Source organism: Clostridium sp. 'White wine YQ' (assembly GCF_028728205.1).
In the GTDB taxonomy this organism is placed as follows: Bacteria; Bacillota; Clostridia; order Clostridiales; family Clostridiaceae; genus Clostridium_T.
On the sequence record NZ_JAQYUU010000001.1, the window covers coordinates 811,145 to 831,359 of the forward strand.

Consider the following 20,215-nt stretch of genomic DNA (forward strand, 5'->3'; position numbering starts at 1 on the left):
TTAGCAATATTAGGAGTTTTTGAATAAAATACATATATTTTGGTGAAGATTACTATTGTGTTATATTTACTGAAAGGATGAATTGCGTGGAGAAAAAAATAAAAGTTGGAATACCAAGAGCATTTTTATATTTTAAATATAAGAATTTGTGGGAGACATTTTTCAAAGAATTAAATTGTGATATTTTAGTAAGCCCAGAAACAAATAAACAAATTTTAAAAGACGGAATTAATAATTCTATAGATGAAAGTTGTTTATCTTCAAAAATTTATATGGGGCATGTTTATTATCTAATTAACAAGGTTGATTATATATTGGTACCTAGAATAGTTAGTTTTGGACAAAAAGAGGTTGTATGTACAAAGTTTAATGCTATGTATGATATTGTAAACAATACCTTTAAAAATATAAAATTATTGGAATATAACATTGATGTAAAAGAAAATCAAGGAGAATTAAAAGCATTCTTGAAGATGGGAAGAATAATTGGGCAAAGCTCAATATCAGTGTTAAAAGCTTACTTAAAAGCTAAAAAAGCACAGGAATATTTTGAACATAAAGAAGCAATAAAGCAGGAACAATTACTCCTTGATACCAATAAACTTAAAATGCTTATAGTCTCACATCCATATAATATCTATGACAAATTAATAGGATACCCAATTATTAAATATCTTGAAGGATTTGATGTTGTTCCTATTTATGCAGATATTGCTAACAAGGAAGAGACTACTAAAAAATCAAAGGAAATTTCTAATACATTATATTGGACATATAATAAGGAACTAATAGGTGCAATTGAATATTATAAAGATAAAATTGATGGAATTATTTTTATTTCAACATTCCCCTGCGGACCAGATTCACTTGTAAATGAGTTGTGTATAAGAAAGATTAAAGGCATACCGATGACTAATATAATATTGGATGAATTAGAGGGGGAAGCTGGAATGCATACTAGAATAGAAAGTTTCATTGATATTATAAGAGAAAAAAGAAATAGGAGGGAAATTACCAATGAATAATAGTGAAAGAATTATTAGTTTTCCTCATATCGGAAATTATTATGTTGCTATAGAATTTCTAATAAAAAATACATTGAACATGAAATCATTAACGCCGCCTCCAATAACTAAAAAAACCTTAGAATTAGGCTCAAAATATTCTCCAGATTTTGTTTGTGTTCCATTCAAATATAATTTAGGTAATTATATTGAAGCCTTAGAAAAGGGAGCAAATTTTTTAGTTCAAGCAGGAGGAGGATGTAGGTTTGGTTATTATGGAGAAATACAAGAACAGATTTTAAGAGATTTAGGATATAAATTTGATTTCATAAGTATTTTAAATACAGATGACCTAAATCCCCTATCTGTATATGGTGTATTTAAAAGTGTAAATCCAAGTATTAATTTTAGAAAATTTGTATATTACTTCGAACTTACCTTAAAAATGGTTGAAGTTATTGATGGAATAGAAAAATATATTAGAGAAAATATAGGTTTTGAAGTTAATGAGGGAAGCTTTGAAAAGCTGCAAAAAGAATTCTTAAAGGATTTAAAGAAAATTAAAGGATTTAGAGAGCTAAGTGCTGTTTATAAAAAGTACAAGATATTATTTAGTGAGATTAAGACTAACAAACCTGAAAATCCAATTAGAGTTGGTATTGTTGGTGAATTATATACTATCATGGAGCCATTTAGCAATTACTTTATTGAAAAAGAATTAGCAAAAAAAGGAATGGAAGTAACTAGATTTATTACAGTTACTTATCTTTTTAGAAGTCATCCAAAAACTAAAGATTTAATAAAGATGGCTGGAAAGTATTTAAAGTATGCAATTGGAGCTGATGGTACAGATAGCGTAGCGAGAACAAAAGAACTTGCAGAAGCCGGATATGATGGAATTATTCATGTAAAACCATTTGGATGTACTCCTGAGGTTAATGCAATGCCAATGCTACAAAATATAAGCAATGATTATAAAATACCAGTATTATACTTTAGTTTTGATTCACAAACATCAGAAACAGGAATAAAGACTAGACTTGAAGCCTTTAACGATATGATTTTAATGAAGAGGGAGAAAGAGAAATGCAAAAAGGTTATTTAGGAGTTGACATTGGGTCAATATCAACCAAAGGAGTAATAATTGATGAAAATAACAAAATAATTGCAGAAAAGTATCTTTGGACTGAAGGAGATCCTATAAATGCAGTTAAGAATGTTGTTAATTCGTTAAAAGAACAAGTTAAAGATAAGAATATTAAAGTTAGGGCAGTTGGGACAACTGGCTCTGCAAGAAAACTAATTGGGACTATTTTAAATGCTCAAGTTGTTAAGAATGAAATTACAGCACATGCAATAGGAACCCTTTCAATTTATCCAGATGTAAGAACAATTTTTGAAATTGGTGGGCAAGATTCAAAAATAATATTAATTGAAGATGGGATAGTAGTAGATTATGCAATGAATACACTATGTGCTGCTGGAACTGGATCATTTTTATCATCACAAGCAAAAAGACTTGGATTACAGGTAGAACAATTTGGAGAGTTTGCTTTACAATCAAAAAATCCAACAAAAATAGCAGCAAGATGTACTGTATTTGCAGAGTCAGATTTAGTTCATAAAGCACAAATAGGTCATAAGAAAGAAGATATTATAGCAGGGTTATGTAAAGCTGTTGTTACCAATTACCTTAATAATGTTGGTAAAGGTAAGAAAATAAAAGCACCTATAGTATTCCAAGGTGGAGTTAGTAAAAATATTGGGGTTATAAAAGCATTTGAGGATGAGACTGGAGAAAAGATTTATGTTGATAAATACGCGCATTTAATGGGGGCATTAGGAGTAGCAATGCTAGCTAAAAATTCCGGGAAAGAACAAAATTTTGATTTTGATATAGCAGAAATGCATTTTGAAACAAGAGGTGTAGAGTGCGCAAAGTGTGCAAATAATTGTGAAATTATATGTATATATAAAAATGATCATCTGGTAGATGCGTGGGGAAATAAATGCGATAATGGAGCAGTTGTTTAAAAAACATATTTAACACATTAATAAAGAGTAGAAACGAGAAGTTTCTACTCTTTATATTTAAACATTGGAATAAATAATAGGAATCTGAAATATATTTTAATGTTCTTCTTAGGGAAAAGCATAGAAGATTATATTATATAGAGAATCGGAGGAATCATCATGATAAAATTTCCTTTATTTATTCCTGTTAAGATAGCTGAATTAGGTAAGGGCAACGTAATGTGGGTTGAAAATCAATATAATAAAAGTAAATATTTTCTCGCATTAGCAGTAAAACCAACTCAAAAAACATTAGAGTCAATAGGGTTTGATAATTTTAAGCAGATTGATACTCAAGAAGATCTTTTAAATCTTTATAAAAATATTATAGCTAGCAACATAAGTGACATAGAAGGAGTTGCGATTTACAGCAATGAATATCAACAATTTATAAGCTTAAAAGCTAATTGAACGAGACCTTGTTAATGTAACATGACCTTTAGTCCCAGGACTATAAAGCATATGCCATAATGTATACTGTTCCGCATAAGGATCTTGAGCGGAAATGCAATCTACAGGGAGTATGACAGAATAACAACGAAAAGCTGCTCCAGTAGCTGTATGAAGAACAGCACCATTTGCGGCGTAACCAGTAATTATAACTGTTTTAATTCCTTTGGCATTTAATAACGCTTCCAAATCAGTTCTATAAAATTTATCAACATAGGACTTTACTATAGGATCTTTTTTTGTTGGAGTAAGAGAATTAAATATATCGCTTGTAGTGCCTACATTTGTAAGACTATATATAATTAACATATTATTTTTACGAGCAGTAGTTAGTAAGTTATTAATATTAGGGATTGTTTCGATACATCTAGGACTTTTACAAATGGAATTTTGCATATCTAGTATAAGTAAGGCAGTTGTTTTAGGATTAACAGTAACTGATTGGAGTTTTGGAACTAATGGGGTCGGAATGTTATTCCATATATCAAGTATTGTTTCTCCTGCAGATATTTGACGAAAATCTGATTCTGGTAAATAATTTCGATATTTTAGATTTTCGTCATCTTTATATCCAAACCACTCACTAGGATTACAACAAAAATATATCACAGTTAAGGCTCCTTAATCGGGTTATATATTTTATATTATTTTTTATATTGAAGAAAGGTTACTGAAACTTATAGATTACAGTTGGGAATTAACTTCACTTTAATTCCAATAATTATTATAATATTACTAAATTACCTTTTATTACATTAAAAGTTTTAAAAAGAAGGGTGTTGAGAAATTGAAAAAGAAAATAATAATTCTTATAGCACTTAGTACAATGATGTTATTAACTGGTTGTCATAAGAAGGCAGCTGATACAAGTAGAAGTGCTTCCTCGGATAAAACGGTAAGTAAATACTATGCTCCTTATACCGGAGAAGAAGTTACTAAAGAAATAGCTGAAAATCCAGCTTATATGGTGTCCATAGAAAATGCTGCACCAGCTAGGCCACAAGCAGGTTTTACTTCTGCAGATATAGTATATGAGTTAATGGCAGAAGGAGGCATTACGAGGTGTCTAGCATTATATCAAAAAGATGAGGCAGCAAAGATTGGTTCAATTAGAAGTATGAGGACATATTTTATTGACTTAGCTTATGAGTATAATGTTCCCTTTGCACATTGTGGGGGAAGTCATGATGCGCTAGATAGAATAAAAAAAGAAAACTCTATGACATTAGATGAAATGGCAAATGGCTCCTATTACTACAGAGATAAAACTATTAAAGTTCAAGAACATAGCCTTTTTTCAAGTTCAGAAAATTTGCTTAAACTTCTAAAGGAAAAGAATTATATAAAACCATCAAATGTAAAACTTAAATTTGATAAAACTTTCTGGGATAATAGTGCTTTAAATAAAGCAAATGCAGTATCTATAAAATTCAATCCATCCTATACAACGAGTTATCAGTTTAAAGATGGTTTATATTATAAATCAATGAATAATGAACCAACACTTAATCGTGATGATAATGTTCCAGTAGCAGTGAAAAATATAGTTATACAGAATGTTAAGTATAGAACAAGAGTAGGGGAGCCTTATTTAGATGCAGATTTAGTTGGTAATGGAGATGGAGTTATCCTAAGTAATGGAAAACAAATAAAGGTTACTTGGTCTAAAGCAGATCTTAATTCTCAAACAATATTTAAGGATGAAAAAGGCAATATAGTACCACTAAATGTAGGTAAGACCTGGTGGCATATATTAGATCAAAACGCTCAATTAACAATTAATTAAATAAGAAGTTAACATAATGTTAGTATAAAATTAAAGGTGTATAAAAGAAGATCTTCTTTTATACACCTTTTGATTTAAAAAATATTTAGTTCATCATATCTAGTGATAACATACTAGAGTCGTCAAGTTGCAAATTCTTTGGAATTTGTATATACATAATTTTCATAACAAAAAATGGTGAAAGATAATCACTATTTTTAGAATTAGATTTTAAGAATTGAGTTGTTGTTATATCGTTGTCAAATTTCCTAAATTTAATGTCAAAGCTTGAATCATCATAGATTGATAATTTGTTATTTTTCAATGTAATTTTAGATGGAATAATTTTATCTGCGATATTAACACCATTAAAAGAACAGTTAGTTACATAATTTTGAATATCAATTTTTCCATCATCTACATCTTTAATTTTGCATATTATAGTTATATTGTTAGAGTCGTTTGTTATCTTAAGCTTTTTATCAGTATAATCTAAACTTATATTTTGATTTTGAGTATAGGCATCTGTTGTATTTAAAAGCCCTTTGCTTGCAAGATTCTTGAAGTAATCTGTACTTGGAATTTGCTCAATTTGACCATTTGTTTCATTAATACTTACAAAGTTTTTCGTAGGAATAAAATTTAATAGTATAGTTCCAATAATAAGGATAGCGCAATAAATAGCAATAATGTACTTTTTAATTTTATTTGGCATTGAAAATCGAACTACATTCTTTTTTACTACAAAAATAACTAAAAGTAGAATCAACAGCATATTTAAAATTATAAAAAGAATACTCATGATTTTTTGACCTCCAATCTATTAGTTATAAAAATAGAACAGGCAAATAATATAATAGAGGTAATCAAAGTTTTAAGTACAAATAGTAAAAGTGAATTTTCGTAAAAGTAAAAGTGTACTATTTTAGTGATTAAAGTGTATAATGATGAATTACTTAAACTACCAAGTAGCTGAAGTAATAAAAATAAACCTAATATAGATATTGTTGAGAAAATTATTGTGAATACTTGATTGATACTACTAACTGAGCCTATAAGGTATCCAATACTAGCTATAAATATAAAATAAAACGAAATGCTAATTATATTTAAAAGCATAGAATGAGGCTCTATTATAAAACCTTCTCGTATAATATTTTCATTTTTATTAGTAAAATAAAATATTGCCCTAATGAGATTGCTAGAAAAAGTAGATGTTATACTAGCATAGATTGCAAGGGTCATTAAAAACACGATATTTGAAATATTACTTGAGAGTCTGTTAGATATAAAGGAAAAATCCATATTTTTATTTTTACGGTTTGATATTGTTATTGAAACAACGAATGACCATATTAGTGTAAAAATAATTATTGCATTTCCTGAATAATAAAAGATACTAACTGATACACCGGAACCACTTGTTGAAGATGATCTAAGTGCATTCATAGTCAATAAAGTTGCAAAAAAATGGACTACTATTAAGCTGAAAAACAAACCAATATTAGTTTTAAGTTTAAGAAAGTATTGCTTCTTAGCAACATTAAATAAGCTATTTTCTGGTAAATACATCATCAATTCCTCCTTGAGAACTATTTGTCAGGTATACACATAAATCATCTGCAGAAACAGTAAATATATCAATTCCTTTTAATTTAGCTTGTTGTAGATCCGTTTCAGTAAATTCATTTTTTACTACCACAGAAGTTAGATTTCCACTTGACTTTTCAGTGTAAATAACCTCTTTATTTCTACATAACTCATGTATATAATCAGTGTCACCTCTAAGGCGAATTGCCATTTCTTTTATTTCTTCAACAGAAGAATATAGTATCTTTGTTCCATTCTTTATAAGAAGTATATTTTCTAATATATCTTCAATTTCTGAAAGTAGATGACTAGAAATTATAATAGTACGAGGATAACTAATGTAATCTTTAAGTAGAGCTCTATAAAAATCTTTTCTAACGGAAGCATCCATTCCTGTTGTAGGCTCATCAAATATTGTTATTGGGGAGTGAGTAGATAGTGCAACTATTACATTAAAAGTACTTCTTTGACCTTTTGAAAGCTTAGAGTGATATTGCTTTGGATTTAATCTAAAATATTCAAAAAGGCCTTCTGCAAGAGACATGTCCCAGTTAGAATAAAATTTGCTTATCTCAACTAATAGTTCTGATAGATTTAATGAAGCAGGATATTCAATGTTATCATCTGCAAAAAATAAATTAGTAGAAACATTTAAAGAATTAAATGGATTGCTGCCTAAAACAGAAATTTCACCAGAGGTGTTTTTCATAAATCCTGCTATTATTTTTAAGAGAGTAGTTTTTCCAGCCCCATTTCTTCCAATAAGGCCAGTTATAGTATTTTCTTCAATAGTAAATGAAATATTATCAAGCGCTTTAGTATTTCTGTAATCTTTAGTAAGATTTGTACATTCAATTATAGCCATAGCTAATCCTCCCTACTTTCTTTATTTAGAGATTTAAGTAATTCAAATAATTCATCTTCACCAACATTAAGACGGTTAGCTTCAGTCAATAGTTCAATTGCTAGGGTTCGTAAGGTTTCATTTTTCCGTTTCTTAAATATAAGCTCCTTTGCATCCTTTGATACAAACATACCAAGTCCACGTTTTTTATAAAGTATATTTTCGTTTAGTAAAATTGTAATACCTTTTGCAGCAGTTGCTGGATTAATGTTGTACATTTCAGCTAATTGATATTGTGAGTACATTTTTTCATCAGCAGCGATACTATCGTTAAGTATTTGATTCTCTAGCCATTCTGATATTTGTATATAAATAGGTTTTATGCTTTCGGTATTAAGTATCACTTTAAAACCTCCTAACTAATAATGCACATTAGTACATTACTGATATAATGTACTATACCTCATGTGGATATAAATGTCAATACAGTATAAAGTTGTACATGTTAAAGTTTTCAAAAGGAATAGTATAGAGGATTAAGAAAATTCGTATAGAATATTTATTCTGTAAGAGGTGAATGAACAAGATGTAATCTAAAATTATTTGTAATAAATTTTTTTGTTTTTTAGATAGAGTTTTAAAGATTTCGGAGTTTGAGATCTGGATATCAATATATGCAGTATGTGATAATGGATGATCGTAGTAATGTATATTATGTACCGTCAAGCTTGCTATATATTAAAGAAAATAAACTTCCTAATAATTGGATTGCTGAATAGTACGATAATGTAGTGATATTTGAACCTAAGGAATTTAGTTCTAAGTATTACTTCTCAAAAGGTTCATTTTGGGAGGATTTCCATGATGATCGAGAAGAAGCGTTGATGGTATGAGTTAAGTACTTACAGCAAAATGATATAAAAGTACCTGGAAAATTTAAGATTTATGCTTATAAAGCTCTTATAGGGGTATAAGAAATATGATTTATGGCGAATTAACTTTATTCATGCATTGCAAGATTATAAAAATCAAATATATACTTAACTTCTACAAACCAGCATAGAAATATTAATAGTATTAAATAAGGGGAGATCTTTATGGAAATTACCAAGGATACAATATTTTATTTTTCTGGTTCAGGTAATAGTTTGCAGATAGCTAAAGATATTTTTAGTAGATTAGGAGAGTTTAATTTGATAAATATTGGATCTCTTCTAAATGAAAAAAAGATAGAAGTTAAAGCAAGAACAATTGGGATAATTTTTCCTGTATATTATGCACGTATGCCATTAATAGTAGAGAACGTTGCTAAAAAACTAAAGATTAGCATTGATACTTATGTTTTTGGAATTGCAAGTCATGGAGGAGCCCCTGCTAATGTATTAATTAGACTTGATGACAAGCTTAAAGAAAATGGATTAGGACTTAATTCTGGTTTTTTAATTCATATGCCAGCAAATAACGTACTAGCTTATAATCCTAAAACACCAGAAAAACATAATAAAACCTTTGAGAGAGAAAAAGAAAAGGTAGAAAAAATATCAGCAATCATTAGGGAACGTAAAAGCCAAAAATGTGAAGTAAGTAAATTAGTAATTGATAGAGGAATTGATAAGTTATTTTCTAAAGCTACTAATAAAATCATGAATAAGCTGCATGAGAAGGATAGTGAATTTTGGGCTAAAAACAATTGTAATAGCTGTAGAATATGTGAAAAGATTTGTCCAGTAAACAATATTGAACTTAAGAATAATAAACCTATATGGAAACATAAATGTGAACAATGTACAGCATGTATTCAGTACTGTCCAGAAAAAGCAATTCAATTTGGGACAAAGACCATAAATAGAAATAGATATAGAAATCCTAATGTTAGTTTAAATGAAATGATTATTAAAACTCAATAATTCAATATAGCAAAATTGGAAATGTCTAATTAGTATTTTTTGTTATTATAGTATTAGCAAATAACTTGCAAGAACTTTTGCTTAAGGAGTACAGTATGGATTATAAGGATATCATGCAAAAAAGCATTGATTATATCGAAGAAAATTTAAAATCTGAATTGTCAGCAAATGAAATAGCTCAAATGGCAGGGTTTTCACTTTTTCATTATTATAGATTATTCCAAAATGAAGTAGGGATTCCTGTTATGCAATATGTATTAAAGCGGAAGCTTTGTAATGCTATATATGAGATAAGTTTAGGCAATATGATGATTGAAGTTGCACTAAGTTATGGCTTTGACACACATTCAGGATTTTTTAGGGCTTTTAAGCGTGAATATGACTGTTCTCCCACTGAATATCTTAAAAATTATAAGGTAGTTAAGCCTTATAGGGTAAACTTAAAGCAGAAGGAGAATATTATGATAACTGAAAAGAAAATTAAAGAAAAGCTAAAAAATTGGGATCTAATAGAGCCAATTGATATTAAAAGTGTTTATTACGAATCTAATGGAAATAAATCAGATACTTCTTGGATAATAAATAATGATTTTATAATAAAAATAGGTACAAACATTTCTGGATTAAAACAGCATATTGCTGTATCAAAAGCACTTGCTGAATCTGGTTTTGAAGTTGCAATTCCTATATTAACTAAAGATAAAAAAGAGTATATAGTAGATGAAGATTTATATTTTTGCTTAACAAATCGTATTCAAGGAGAAGTTATTAAAAGTATCGAGATATATGATGGTGAATATGAAAGTAAAGCTAAAAGTATAGGAGAAGCTATTGGAAGATTACATTTAATTTTACAAGAAAAAGATAATGAAGTTATATGTAATGACCAAAATCTTTATGAAGCTGTAAATGAATGGGCGATACCAATAATCAAGCAAAAGATAGATCTTAGCTATAAGTTTTATGAAGATTATCAAGAGAATTTTAAAAAAATATATCCTCATTTAGTAAAGCATGTTATACATCGGGATCCTAACCCTAACAATATTATAGTTAAAGATGGTATGCTTAGAGGATTTATAGATTTTGAATTATCAGAAAGAAATGTAAGAATTTTCGATCCATGTTATGTAGCTACTGCAATTTTATCTGAAAGCTTCGACATTAATAATATAAATAGGCTTGATAAATGGCTTTTAATTTTTAAGAATATAATAAGAGGATACGATAGTGTATGCAAGCTATCACTCGAAGAGAAAAAAGCTATTCCATATGTTGTTTATTCAATTCAAATGATATTTATCGCATACCTTAGTGACATAGATAAATTTCAAGAACTTTCAAAGATTAATCATCAAATGTTTAAATGGTTAGTAAGTAAAAAAGAAGAAATAGAAATATAATTTTAAAATCACCAAACTTAATGAGTTTGGTGATTTTTTAATATATTAGCCACAATTGGGAAAAATAACTTAGATTATTTAACTGAGGAAGGGAAGAAATAAATGATTGGAATATCAAAACTATTATGTGGATCTGAAAATTATGGAGATAGATTAAGATATGTTCATGGAGCAAATAATCAAAGAAATGGTGTAAGCTCAGGTCGTGGTCCAGTTGTAGTATGGAATTGCACAAGGACTTGTAATTTAAAATGCGTTCACTGTTATGCAAGTTCAGATAATAAAAAGTATGATGGAGAATTAAGTACTGAAGAAGGTAAGAGATTTATTAATGAACTACATGAGTTTAGGGTTCCTGTAATCTTATTTTCTGGGGGAGAGCCTTTACTTAGAGAGGACTTTTTTGAATTAATCCAGTATGCAAATAAGTATAAAATACGAAGTACAATATCCACAAATGGAACTCTTATTGATAAAAGAATTGCAACTAAAATTAAAAACTCAGGGGTAGGATATGTAGGAATAAGCCTAGATGGAGTTGGAACTAGTCATGATGAGTTTAGAAGAACTAAAGGAGCTTTCAATCTGGCTTTAAATGGTATTCGTAATTGCAAGGAAGTTAATCAAAGAGTTGGCCTTAGATTTACAATAAATCGTCATAACTTTAATCAATTAAAGGATATATTTCACCTAATTAAAGATGAAAATATTGATAGGGTGTGCTTCTATCATTTAGTTTATTCAGGTAGGGGCAGCAAAATGATAGATGAAGATATTACCCATGAAGAAGCAAGAATAGCAATGGATCTAATTATGGAAAAATCACTTGAATTAAAAGATAAAGTTGAAATACTAACAGTTGATAATCATGCAGATGGTATTTATTTATATTTGCAGGCACTCAAAAAATATCCCCATTTAGCAGAAAGTATCTTAGAATTAATGAAAATTAATGGAGGCAATCGTTCAGGTATAGCTATTGCCAATGTAGATTATTATGGAAATGTTCATGCTGATCAGTTCACGTGGAAACATACTTTTGGAAATGTTAAGGAAAGAGGGTTTAAAGATATTTGGACAGATGCTTCAAATCCAATTATCGGAGGGCTAAAAGACAGAAAAGCTCTACTTAAGGGTAGATGCAGCAAATGTAAATGGGTAAATGTATGCAATGGGAATTTAAGAACAAGAGCTGAATCAATTACTGGAGACTTTTGGGCTTCAGATCCTGCATGCTATTTAACAGATGAGGAAATTGGTATTTCTGATAATATGGGACTTGTTTAAGGAGGTCTATATGATTGTTTCATGGAATACAACAAACAAATGCAATATGTATTGTAAGCATTGCTATAGAGATGCAGGAATACAAGCAGAGCAGGAACTAAGTACACTGGAGGCTAAAGAACTTATAAATGAAATAGCTAAAGCGTGTTTCAAAATAATGATTTTCTCAGGAGGAGAACCATTAATGAGACCAGACATTTATGAATTAGTCAATTATGCTTCAAAGCTTGGACTACGTTCTGTTTTAGGCAGCAATGGAGTAATGATAACAAGGGAAGTTGCAAAGAAATTAAAAGCTTCAGGGGTTATGGGAGTAGGAATTAGTCTAGATAGTCTTAATGCAAAAAAACATGATGAGTTCAGAAATTATAATGGTGCATGGAGAGAAACTGTTCTTGGCATGAAAAATTGTAGAGATGAGGGATTGCCATTTCAAGTACATACAACTGTGATGCTATGGAATAAAGATGAGATTTTGGATTTAACAGATTTTGCAGTTGGTATGGGAGCAGTTGCACATCATACATTTTTCTTAGTTCCTACTGGCAGAGGAGGGAATATTGAAAACGAGTCATTGACACCAGAAATGTATGAGGAACTATTGAGAAATATTATGATGAAGCAAAAGTACGTGGACATAGAACTTAAACCTACGTGCGCCCCTCAGTTTATGAGGATTGCAAGAGAAATGGAGATGAATCCAAGATTCGGAAGAGGATGCCTTGCGGGAACTAGCTACTGCATAATAAGCCCAGTAGGTGATGTTCAACCTTGTGCTTACTTAAATATGCCTATTGGAAATGTAAGAAAAAATAAGTTTAGTGAAATATGGAGAGATAATGAAGTATTCAAGAAACTTAGGACTTTAGAGTATAAAGGGAAATGTGGAGTATGTAGGCATAAAAAAGCTTGCGGAGGATGTAGAGCGAGAGCAGCTTTTTATAATAACGGGGATTATATGGCAGAAGAAGAATGGTGCCAATATTCTAACTCATAGGAGGAATTGTTAGGTATGAATAGTGAGTATATAGAATTGCTTAATTCAATTCAAGAGGGTTTTCCACTTGAGTCAAGACCATATTTAGCTTTAGCAAAAAAGTTAAATATTACTGAAGAAGAAGTTATTAAATATATTAAAGAACTTAAAGAAAGTGGAGATATCAGAAGAATTGGTGGGGTTTTTAACTCGAAAAAGATGGGCTTTAGCAGCACTTTATGTGCTATTAAAGTACCAAAAGAAAGAATAGAGGAGATTTCAGAACTTATAAATAGTTATGAGGGAGTTACACATAATTATTTAAGAGATCATTCATATAATATGTGGTTTACCGTAATTGCATCCACAGAGGAGGAAATAAAAAGGTTTATAAATGAGATAAAATATAGAACAGGAATAGAGGATATATTATATTTACCTTCAACTAAAATGTTCAAAATTAAAGTCGATTTTCAGGTTAAGGAGAAAATATATGTTTAGTTCATTAGATAAAAAAATTATACATAGACTTCAGGAGGATTTGCCATTAGTCCCTAAGCCCTATAAGCTTATAGCTGATGAGTTAGAAATTACTGAAAATGAGCTTTTAGACAAGATAAAAGATTTCTTGATTAGTGGAGTAATTAGAAGATTTGGTGCTACACTAAATCATAGAAATGTTGGATTTAAAGAAAATGCGATGGTTGTTTGGAATGTGCCTGAAGAAAAAGTTAATGAAGTAGGAGATAGGATGACATCTTTTGAAGAAGTAAGCCATTGTTATGAGCGAAAGATACTGCCTAATTGGAAATATAATATCTATACAATGATACATGGAGAAAGCAAAGAAGAATGTGAGAAAATCGTTAGTGAGATTTCTAAGGCAACCAACATGCATGATTATGAAATGTTATATAGTATTAGAGAACTTAAAAAATGCAGTATGAGATATTTTTAATAAAAAGACATTTTATTTGTCAAAGGTGACAAACAAAACGTCCTTATTATTAATTCTTGTATTTATTTATTCTAAAGTTATTCTAAAAAAAATTAGAAGGAGATCTATAAAGTTTATCAAGTATTTTAATAATTGAAGCGTAATATGTTATTCCAAAGTATAAAACAAGAACTCCTAATATGATTCCAGGTACGTGAAGCTTTAAAATGGTTAAACTAATGCTATTTACCATAAGAAAAAGACTAAAGAATATACCTAGGAATAGAACTATCATTGATGATAAGTAAAGAATACTAAATACTAATTTTTTTGAAGCATTTGATACGGCTAAAGTAATTTGTTTTTTCATTTTAGAACCTCCTTTTAGTAAAGCATAAGAATAAAAAAATGGAGCAAAGTTTTAAACTTCGACCCCATTGCCAGAAATACGTATAAAAGAAAAGCAGGTGTCTAATATTATATTAGACACCTGCGTCATTTGCTCTTCTATTAAATTTATTTTACCAAAAAATATATATAAAATCAATAGCATATTTTAATTTTTTTTCTCAACTTTTGAGTTTCCTAGTAAAAAGCTCGCAGGTATGCCAAGTAAAACAATAATTGTACAAACAATAAATACAGTATGTAGAGATTCTGATAATGCTAGTTTTAATGGAGGAAGCATTATTGCTTGTAATTGTGCTGGTATTTTATTTATTATCTCTGGATTTAATAGAGTATTAAATAAATCTTGTGGGGCATTATGAGCTTCCTTAAGCAATGTACCTAAAGTGCCTGTTTGTAATGCTGGTATTTTATCAATTGTTGGGAAGAAGTTCTTATCTAATAAAGTAGTTGATCTATTGTTTAGAACAACACCAAGTACAGTAACGCCAAGAGTACTTCCTATGCTACGGAAAAATTGAGTTGCAGAAGTAACTACTGCACGTTGCTCAATTGAAAAGGCTGTTTGAACTGATAAAGTTATAGTCGGCATTATTAGTCCAAGTCCAAGACCCAAGATTACTATGTATAAGCTAATTGTTAAACGTGTTGTATTAACGTCCATTGTACTTAATAAGTACAAGCTTAGTCCCATTAAAATTATACCTGAAATAAAAATAGTTCTAAATTTTAATTTAGTTACTAATTGGCCTCCTAGAATGCTCGTAACCATCATTCCTAACATCATAGGAATCATTGAATTACCAGATTTTGTAGCGCTGATACCAATTATTCCTTGCATGAAAAGTGGTAAAAACATCATAGCACCAAACATACCAAGACCCATTAGAAATCCAACAATATTTGCGCCTACAAAAACTTTGTTTTGGAAAAGATGAAGGTTTAAAATTGGATCTTCAGCCTTTAATTCAACGAATATAAATATTAATCCTACTAGTACAAATGTAGCGAATAATCCAACTATTTGCCATGAAGTCCAAGGATAATCTTTTCCTCCAAGGCTTAAGCCTAATAGTAAAGATACTATTGAAATGATAAGGGTTATAGCTCCAGCGTAATCTATTATTACTTTATCTTCAACACGTTTTTCTCCAGTTAATCCAATGAAAACAGTAAAAGCAGCAAGTAAACCTACAGGTATATTAATATAGAATACCCATCTCCAAGTTGCATTATCTACAAACCAACCACCAATACTAGGACCTACTACGGATGAAAGACCGAATACGGCAGTTATTACTCCTTGCCATTTTCCACGATTTTCTGGTGGGAAAATATCACCAACTATGGTCATAGCCATTGGCATCAAAATTCCTCCACCTATTCCTTGAAGTCCACGATATAAAATTAGTTGTGTCATATTTTGACTAGTTCCACATAACATAGAACCTATTATAAATATTATAATTCCACCTACATACATTATACGACGTCCAAATAAATCAGACATTTTTCCAGCAATAGGAACTACAGTTGTTGAAGTTAACAAATAAGCTGTTGTTACCCAAGCCATTATACTTAAGCCGCCTAATTCACCTATAATCCTTGGCATTGCTGTTCCTACAATTGTTTGATCCAATGATGCGAAGAATATACCTAATAAGAGTCCTACTATTAAAATACTGCGTTTAGAGTTTGTTTTCACTATTATTCCTCCTTTGTTTAATTCTTTAGTTTAAGTTCTTTGTTTATGAAAGTTGATTACTAAATTTGAAATTCTCACTAATTCTTTGCTGTCCTTTTCTCCTAAATAGCTAATTAATTCATTTAAACTATTAAATAATCGACTTTTCATAGATTCAATAGCTTGTTTTCCAGCCTCAGTAGGCCTAATGAGTACAATTCTTCTGTCAGTTTTATCTGATAATCTCTCCAAATAATCCTTTTGTTCTAGTGAGTTAATCATATGAGTGACAGCAGCAGGTGTAATATCTAAAATTGTACTTAATTCAGATACTTTAATTCCTTTTGAACCTGGACATGTTCTAGCATCAATTAGCATTAATAAAATACATTCATTTTTTTTAATGTCTTTTGGTTTGGATTCTTCCATATGCATTTTCTTAAATCGTAGAAAAGTTTCAAGAATTTCTTTAGCAAGAATAAGTTTTTCATCATCATTCATTTTTTACACCTCTATTAGTTTTTTACTAAGTAAATTATTTACCTAATAAATAGTTTACTTAGTAAAGTATCTGCTAAATAAATGTTTTTGTCAAGTAATTTGTTAATATCATAAATGATACTAGAGATAGTATTGTAATTTCATATGAAAAATATGTAATATTAGACATAGGGTGTTTTGTTTAAAGATTGTATATAAAACCCTACTTAAGGAGGTATTTATGGATTTTAGAGATAAAGTGTGCGTAATAACAGGGGGAGCAAAGGGAATAGGATTTTGCCTGGTAAATGAATTTATAAAAAAAGAGGCAAAAGTAGCATATATTGATCTAGATAAAGTGGAAGGGGAAAAACTACTTTTAAAGATTAAAAAAGATGGAGGAGATGGACTTTTTTTCTGTGGAGATATTGCAGAGGAAAATACACTTAAGGAGTTTTCAAAAGAAGTAATTAAAACCTATGGTAAAGTAGATTATCTTATTAATAATGCTTGTTTAAGTCGTAAGGGAATTCTCTCAGATTGTAGTTTTGATGATTTTAATTATGTTTTAAGAGTGGGAGTTACAGCACCGTATATGCTTTCAAAACTATTTCTAGAATATTTTAATAATGGTGGGGCAATAGTTAATATTTCCTCAACTAGAGCAACTATGTCTCAAGAAGATACTGAAAGTTATTCTGCTGCAAAAGGTGGGATTTCTTCATTAACTCATGCATTAGCAATTAGTCTTTCAGGAAAGGTTAGGGTAAATAGTGTTAGTCCAGGTTGGATTGATGTAAGTGCTAATTATGATAATGACTATGAAAGAAAGCATAGCGTAGGTGATAAGGAACAACATCCTGTAAAGCACGTCGGAAAGCCAATGGATATAGCAAGAGCTGTTATGTTTTTATGCTCAGAGGATAATGATTTTATAACAGGTGAAAATATTACAGTTGATGGTGGTATGACTAAACTAATGATTTATAATGATGATTATAATTGGAGGTATGAGGTTTAATATACACTTTTGTCCATAAAAAGATGTGTCAAACTAGGGCGAATTTAATACATATATAATAAACAGTATATTTGCGAGAGGTTGGTATATATGTTTAGTATGTTTCCGTTCATGTTTAGGAACACTGAAATTATTGATGATTTATTTAATAATTTTATAAATCAAATTCCCAATAATTTAGTAAATGAAAATATAGATGAAAACACCTATGATATTGATTTTAAGGATCAGGGAGATTATTACTTAGTAAAAGGTTATTTTCCAGGGTTAACCCCTAGAGATGTAAGAATTGATTTTGAAAAAAATAAAGCTATTTTATCTATTAAGAAGAAGCAAATATATAGTAATGGCACTAATATTATGATGACAGTTATACAAACTGGAGGATATATTGTAAAGACCTTTGACGTGGAAGAAATAGATAAATCAAAAATTTCTGCTAGTTTTGATAATAGTGTTTTATTATTAACATTACCAAAGAAGAAAAGAAGTGAAATATATAAGAAAGAAGAAGTTCCAACAATTATAGATGTAGAAAATTATGAAATGGAATGAAAAAAAAGATCCTATAGTAAAATGCACCCTAAATGCTAGATTTGACTAACATTTAAGGTGCATTTCATTTTAAAGGACAAGCGTAGTAATTAAAAAGCAAATTTACGCATAGGTATATGACAAATATTTGTAATTATTCATTCATATGGTATACTATTAAAAAATATACAATTTAGATATCTTGAAATAGGTGTTAAAAAGAGTTGGGGGTAATGGTGTGGTTAAGAAAGAATTTCCAATACTTGAATTTGACGGAGTTACAGAGAATATAATTGAACCATCAAAATTCATCAAAAAGATAGATATGTCTGAAAGTGTTGTTATGTGCTTTTATAGTGAAGTGATTGAGAAATTAGTTAATGAGGGAAGTCTTAAAGAGATTAAAATACTTCATTCTCAAATCGGCAAACATCCAATTTACGAACTAGATTATAAAGGCAAAAAAGTCACAGTATTTCATCCAGGAGTAGGAGCTGCACTTGGAACTTCCCTTATGGAAGAAGTTATTGCGTTAGGTGGGAGAAAGTTTATCTCTTGCGGTAGCGGTGGCGTTTTAGATAAAAATATCGCAGCTGGAAACATTATTGTACCAAATTCAGCGATCAGAGATGAAGGAACTTCTTATCATTATATTGAACCAAGTAGGGAAATCTCTATTAATAATAAAGCTATTGAAGCAATTGAAAAGACTTTAAAGGCTCATAAATGCAATTATATTCTTGCTAAAACTTGGAGTACTGATTCCTTTTATAGAGAAACTAAAGAAAAGATGAAACTAAGAAAAGATGAAGGTTGTTTGGTGGTAGAAATGGAATGCTCTGCTTTTTGTGCTGTTGCGCAATATAGAAACGTTATTTTTGGACAAATAATTTATGGTGGTGATGATATTAGCTGTGAAGAATGGAATTCCAGAAGTGAAGTGGATAGGAGATTTATAAGGGAAGCATTATTCTGGTTTTCAGTAGAAGCGAGCCTCCGATTATAATTTTGTAATAAATCAATTAGTTTTACATAAACTTATATAAAAAAGGGGGATTTTAAAATGGTAACTTATAAAAATCTTTATGACAACAAGAATATCGAAATCATTGAGACTAAAGGCAATGTAAAAGTTCTTGAATACAAAAAGGATTTAAGTGTAAATAGCGCAACTGCAATTAATGCATATTTTGCCTCTGAAATGAATGTTAGAAAGAGACAAGTTCTAATTGAGTTAAACGGTAACTCTTTTGTAATTAGCGCCGGAGCAATGCAGTGGACTGCAGGAAAAGTTGGCATGGGTGCAGATGTTAAGGGTTTTGGAGATTTATTAGGCAAAGCTTTATCATCAAAGGTTACAAAGGAATCAGCAATAAAACCTAAATATGAAGGTAATGGCTTGTTGATGCTAGAACCTACTTATAAACATATATTACTAGAAGAGGTATCAGATTGGGGTGGACTAGTGCTAGATGATGGACTTTTCCTTGCTTGTGAGGGAAGTGTTCAACAAAAGGTAGTTGCAAGAACAAATCTTTCATCAGCAGTACTTGGAAAAGAAGGGTTGTTTAATTTATGTCTTAGAGGTAAAGGAATTGCTGTACTAGAAAGTCCAGTTCCTAGAGATGAATTAGTAGAATTTGTTCTTCAAAACGATGAAGTTAGAATTGATGGAAACTATGCTATTGCTTGGTCTGATACTTTAGATTTTAGAGTAGAAAAGTCAGGAAAAAGCTTAATTGGCTCCGCAGTTTCAGGAGAAGGTTTAGTTAATGTATACCGAGGAACTGGCAGAATCTTAATGGCTCCAATAGCTTAATATAATTAGAGCTAAAAACGTTATGTGCTGCAT

Annotated in this window: 23 protein-coding genes; 15 read left to right on the top strand and 8 right to left on the bottom strand. The window is 29.9% G+C overall.

The annotated features are described in order from the left end of the window. Nucleotides 1-86 precede the first annotated feature (86 nt). The 4 genes from PTZ02_RS03945 to PTZ02_RS03960 all read left to right on the top strand — a co-directional run bounded on the left by PTZ02_RS03945 (nucleotide 87) and on the right by PTZ02_RS03960 (nucleotide 3,488). On the top strand, nucleotides 87-1,025 hold the full coding sequence (locus PTZ02_RS03945) for an acyl-CoA dehydratase activase-related protein (RefSeq protein ID WP_274226513.1): 939 nt from the start codon (nucleotides 87-89) through the stop codon (nucleotides 1,023-1,025). Then, the gene (locus PTZ02_RS03950; protein WP_274226514.1) at nucleotides 1,018-2,109 is read left to right on the top strand and encodes a 2-hydroxyacyl-CoA dehydratase; all 1,092 of its coding nucleotides are present in this window, start codon (nucleotides 1,018-1,020) and stop codon (nucleotides 2,107-2,109) included. The genes PTZ02_RS03945 and PTZ02_RS03950 overlap by 8 nt, the downstream gene beginning before the upstream one ends. Further along, the gene (locus tag PTZ02_RS03955) at nucleotides 2,091-3,038 is read left to right on the top strand and encodes an acyl-CoA dehydratase activase (protein WP_274226515.1); all 948 of its coding nucleotides are present in this window, start codon (nucleotides 2,091-2,093) and stop codon (nucleotides 3,036-3,038) included. The genes PTZ02_RS03950 and PTZ02_RS03955 overlap by 19 nt, the downstream gene beginning before the upstream one ends. Nucleotides 3,039-3,197: 159 nt before the next feature. After that, complete coding sequence (locus PTZ02_RS03960; RefSeq protein WP_274226516.1) at nucleotides 3,198-3,488, top strand: hypothetical protein; 291 nt, start codon at nucleotides 3,198-3,200, stop codon at nucleotides 3,486-3,488. Here the strand turns inward: PTZ02_RS03960 and PTZ02_RS03965 are convergent. Further along, a complete protein-coding gene (locus tag PTZ02_RS03965; RefSeq protein WP_274226517.1) occupies nucleotides 3,474-4,136 on the bottom strand; it encodes a cysteine hydrolase in 663 nt (220 codons plus the stop codon). The genes PTZ02_RS03960 and PTZ02_RS03965 overlap by 15 nt on opposite strands. 178 nt (nucleotides 4,137-4,314) lie before the next feature. On the opposite strand from PTZ02_RS03965, the gene PTZ02_RS03970 reads away from it, so the two are divergent. Further along, a complete protein-coding gene (locus PTZ02_RS03970; protein ID WP_274226518.1) occupies nucleotides 4,315-5,313 on the top strand; it encodes a DUF3048 domain-containing protein in 999 nt (332 codons plus the stop codon). Nucleotides 5,314-5,398: 85 nt separating this feature from the next. Here PTZ02_RS03970 and PTZ02_RS03975 read toward each other — a convergent pair whose 3' ends face one another. From PTZ02_RS03975 to PTZ02_RS03990, 4 genes are read right to left on the bottom strand one after another with little or no spacing between them, the layout of a single operon-like run. Beyond that, nucleotides 5,399-6,094, bottom strand: coding sequence for a hypothetical protein (locus tag PTZ02_RS03975; protein WP_274226519.1), 696 nt, complete (start codon nucleotides 6,092-6,094; stop codon nucleotides 5,399-5,401). Beyond that, nucleotides 6,091-6,864: a hypothetical protein gene (locus PTZ02_RS03980; RefSeq protein WP_274226520.1), complete on the bottom strand. Its 774-nt coding sequence runs from the start codon at nucleotides 6,862-6,864 to the stop codon at nucleotides 6,091-6,093. The genes PTZ02_RS03975 and PTZ02_RS03980 overlap by 4 nt, the downstream gene beginning before the upstream one ends. Then, nucleotides 6,845-7,747 carry an ABC transporter ATP-binding protein gene (locus PTZ02_RS03985; RefSeq protein ID WP_274226521.1) on the bottom strand — a complete coding sequence of 301 codons (903 nt, stop codon included), beginning with the start codon at nucleotides 7,745-7,747 and terminating at the stop codon, nucleotides 6,845-6,847. The genes PTZ02_RS03980 and PTZ02_RS03985 overlap by 20 nt, the downstream gene beginning before the upstream one ends. A 2-nt stretch (nucleotides 7,748-7,749) precedes the next feature. Continuing rightward, complete coding sequence (locus PTZ02_RS03990) at nucleotides 7,750-8,130, bottom strand: GntR family transcriptional regulator (protein WP_274226522.1); 381 nt, start codon at nucleotides 8,128-8,130, stop codon at nucleotides 7,750-7,752. Nucleotides 8,131-8,823: 693 nt separating this feature from the next. Between PTZ02_RS03990 and PTZ02_RS03995 the strand changes: the two genes are divergently transcribed. The 6 genes from PTZ02_RS03995 to ahbB all read left to right on the top strand — a co-directional run bounded on the left by PTZ02_RS03995 (nucleotide 8,824) and on the right by ahbB (nucleotide 14,257). Continuing rightward, complete coding sequence (locus tag PTZ02_RS03995) at nucleotides 8,824-9,633, top strand: EFR1 family ferrodoxin (RefSeq protein ID WP_274226523.1); 810 nt, start codon at nucleotides 8,824-8,826, stop codon at nucleotides 9,631-9,633. Nucleotides 9,634-9,728: 95 nt separating this feature from the next. Continuing rightward, nucleotides 9,729-11,036: a helix-turn-helix domain-containing protein gene (locus PTZ02_RS04000; RefSeq protein WP_274226524.1), complete on the top strand. Its 1,308-nt coding sequence runs from the start codon at nucleotides 9,729-9,731 to the stop codon at nucleotides 11,034-11,036. Nucleotides 11,037-11,138: 102 nt separating this feature from the next. Next, the gene (gene nirJ1 / locus PTZ02_RS04005; protein ID WP_274226525.1) at nucleotides 11,139-12,323 is read left to right on the top strand and encodes a putative heme d1 biosynthesis radical SAM protein NirJ1; all 1,185 of its coding nucleotides are present in this window, start codon (nucleotides 11,139-11,141) and stop codon (nucleotides 12,321-12,323) included. 10 nt (nucleotides 12,324-12,333) lie between these two features. Further along, nucleotides 12,334-13,320, top strand: coding sequence for a putative heme d1 biosynthesis radical SAM protein NirJ2 (nirJ2, locus tag PTZ02_RS04010; RefSeq protein ID WP_274226526.1), 987 nt, complete (start codon nucleotides 12,334-12,336; stop codon nucleotides 13,318-13,320). Nucleotides 13,321-13,335: 15 nt separating this feature from the next. After that, complete coding sequence (ahbA, locus tag PTZ02_RS04015) at nucleotides 13,336-13,800, top strand: siroheme decarboxylase subunit alpha (protein ID WP_274226527.1); 465 nt, start codon at nucleotides 13,336-13,338, stop codon at nucleotides 13,798-13,800. Continuing rightward, entirely contained in the window at nucleotides 13,793-14,257 is a 465-nt protein-coding gene (gene ahbB / locus PTZ02_RS04020) for a siroheme decarboxylase subunit beta (RefSeq protein WP_274226528.1), read from the top strand. Before ahbA ends, ahbB begins: the two co-directional genes overlap by 8 nt. A gap of 82 nt (nucleotides 14,258-14,339) precedes the next feature. Here ahbB and PTZ02_RS04025 read toward each other — a convergent pair whose 3' ends face one another. The 3 genes from PTZ02_RS04025 to PTZ02_RS04035 all read right to left on the bottom strand — a co-directional run bounded on the left by PTZ02_RS04025 (nucleotide 14,340) and on the right by PTZ02_RS04035 (nucleotide 16,829). Next, the gene (locus tag PTZ02_RS04025) at nucleotides 14,340-14,606 is read right to left on the bottom strand and encodes a hypothetical protein (RefSeq protein WP_274226529.1); all 267 of its coding nucleotides are present in this window, start codon (nucleotides 14,604-14,606) and stop codon (nucleotides 14,340-14,342) included. A gap of 186 nt (nucleotides 14,607-14,792) precedes the next feature. Then, nucleotides 14,793-16,349: an MDR family MFS transporter gene (locus PTZ02_RS04030; protein ID WP_274226530.1), complete on the bottom strand. Its 1,557-nt coding sequence runs from the start codon at nucleotides 16,347-16,349 to the stop codon at nucleotides 14,793-14,795. Between the two features lie 30 nt (nucleotides 16,350-16,379). Then, the gene (locus tag PTZ02_RS04035; protein WP_274226531.1) at nucleotides 16,380-16,829 is read right to left on the bottom strand and encodes a MarR family winged helix-turn-helix transcriptional regulator; all 450 of its coding nucleotides are present in this window, start codon (nucleotides 16,827-16,829) and stop codon (nucleotides 16,380-16,382) included. A gap of 220 nt (nucleotides 16,830-17,049) precedes the next feature. Between PTZ02_RS04035 and PTZ02_RS04040 the strand changes: the two genes are divergently transcribed. The 4 genes from PTZ02_RS04040 to PTZ02_RS04055 all read left to right on the top strand — a co-directional run bounded on the left by PTZ02_RS04040 (nucleotide 17,050) and on the right by PTZ02_RS04055 (nucleotide 20,182). Then, nucleotides 17,050-17,829 (top strand): SDR family oxidoreductase, encoded by a 780-nt coding sequence (locus PTZ02_RS04040; RefSeq protein WP_274226532.1) that lies wholly within the window; start codon nucleotides 17,050-17,052, stop codon nucleotides 17,827-17,829. Nucleotides 17,830-17,919: 90 nt separating this feature from the next. Then, nucleotides 17,920-18,384, top strand: coding sequence for an Hsp20/alpha crystallin family protein (locus PTZ02_RS04045; RefSeq protein WP_274226533.1), 465 nt, complete (start codon nucleotides 17,920-17,922; stop codon nucleotides 18,382-18,384). A gap of 217 nt (nucleotides 18,385-18,601) precedes the next feature. Further along, complete coding sequence (locus tag PTZ02_RS04050) at nucleotides 18,602-19,369, top strand: nucleoside phosphorylase (RefSeq protein ID WP_274226534.1); 768 nt, start codon at nucleotides 18,602-18,604, stop codon at nucleotides 19,367-19,369. A gap of 57 nt (nucleotides 19,370-19,426) precedes the next feature. After that, nucleotides 19,427-20,182 carry an AIM24 family protein gene (locus tag PTZ02_RS04055; RefSeq protein WP_274226535.1) on the top strand — a complete coding sequence of 252 codons (756 nt, stop codon included), beginning with the start codon at nucleotides 19,427-19,429 and terminating at the stop codon, nucleotides 20,180-20,182. The last annotated feature ends 33 nt before the right edge of the window (nucleotides 20,183-20,215 follow it).

Coding starts and splice junctions, on each gene's coding strand:
- PTZ02_RS04045 (WP_274226533.1), top strand. CDS start 17,920: ATGTTTAGTATGTTTCCGTTCATGTTTAGGAACACTGAAATTATTGAT.
- PTZ02_RS03995 (WP_274226523.1), top strand. CDS start 8,824: ATGGAAATTACCAAGGATACAATATTTTATTTTTCTGGTTCAGGTAAT.
- PTZ02_RS03950 (WP_274226514.1), top strand. CDS start 1,018: ATGAATAATAGTGAAAGAATTATTAGTTTTCCTCATATCGGAAATTAT.
- PTZ02_RS04055 (WP_274226535.1), top strand. CDS start 19,427: ATGGTAACTTATAAAAATCTTTATGACAACAAGAATATCGAAATCATT.
- PTZ02_RS04035 (WP_274226531.1), bottom strand. CDS start 16,829: ATGAATGATGATGAAAAACTTATTCTTGCTAAAGAAATTCTTGAAACT.
- nirJ1 (WP_274226525.1), top strand. CDS start 11,139: ATGATTGGAATATCAAAACTATTATGTGGATCTGAAAATTATGGAGAT.
- PTZ02_RS04040 (WP_274226532.1), top strand. CDS start 17,050: ATGGATTTTAGAGATAAAGTGTGCGTAATAACAGGGGGAGCAAAGGGA.
- PTZ02_RS03960 (WP_274226516.1), top strand. CDS start 3,198: ATGATAAAATTTCCTTTATTTATTCCTGTTAAGATAGCTGAATTAGGT.
- ahbB (WP_274226528.1), top strand. CDS start 13,793: ATGTTTAGTTCATTAGATAAAAAAATTATACATAGACTTCAGGAGGAT.
- nirJ2 (WP_274226526.1), top strand. CDS start 12,334: ATGATTGTTTCATGGAATACAACAAACAAATGCAATATGTATTGTAAG.
- PTZ02_RS04025 (WP_274226529.1), bottom strand. CDS start 14,606: ATGAAAAAACAAATTACTTTAGCCGTATCAAATGCTTCAAAAAAATTA.
- ahbA (WP_274226527.1), top strand. CDS start 13,336: ATGAATAGTGAGTATATAGAATTGCTTAATTCAATTCAAGAGGGTTTT.
- PTZ02_RS03975 (WP_274226519.1), bottom strand. CDS start 6,094: ATGAGTATTCTTTTTATAATTTTAAATATGCTGTTGATTCTACTTTTA.
- PTZ02_RS03955 (WP_274226515.1), top strand. CDS start 2,091: ATGCAAAAAGGTTATTTAGGAGTTGACATTGGGTCAATATCAACCAAA.
- PTZ02_RS03980 (WP_274226520.1), bottom strand. CDS start 6,864: ATGTATTTACCAGAAAATAGCTTATTTAATGTTGCTAAGAAGCAATAC.
- PTZ02_RS04000 (WP_274226524.1), top strand. CDS start 9,729: ATGGATTATAAGGATATCATGCAAAAAAGCATTGATTATATCGAAGAA.
- PTZ02_RS03985 (WP_274226521.1), bottom strand. CDS start 7,747: ATGGCTATAATTGAATGTACAAATCTTACTAAAGATTACAGAAATACT.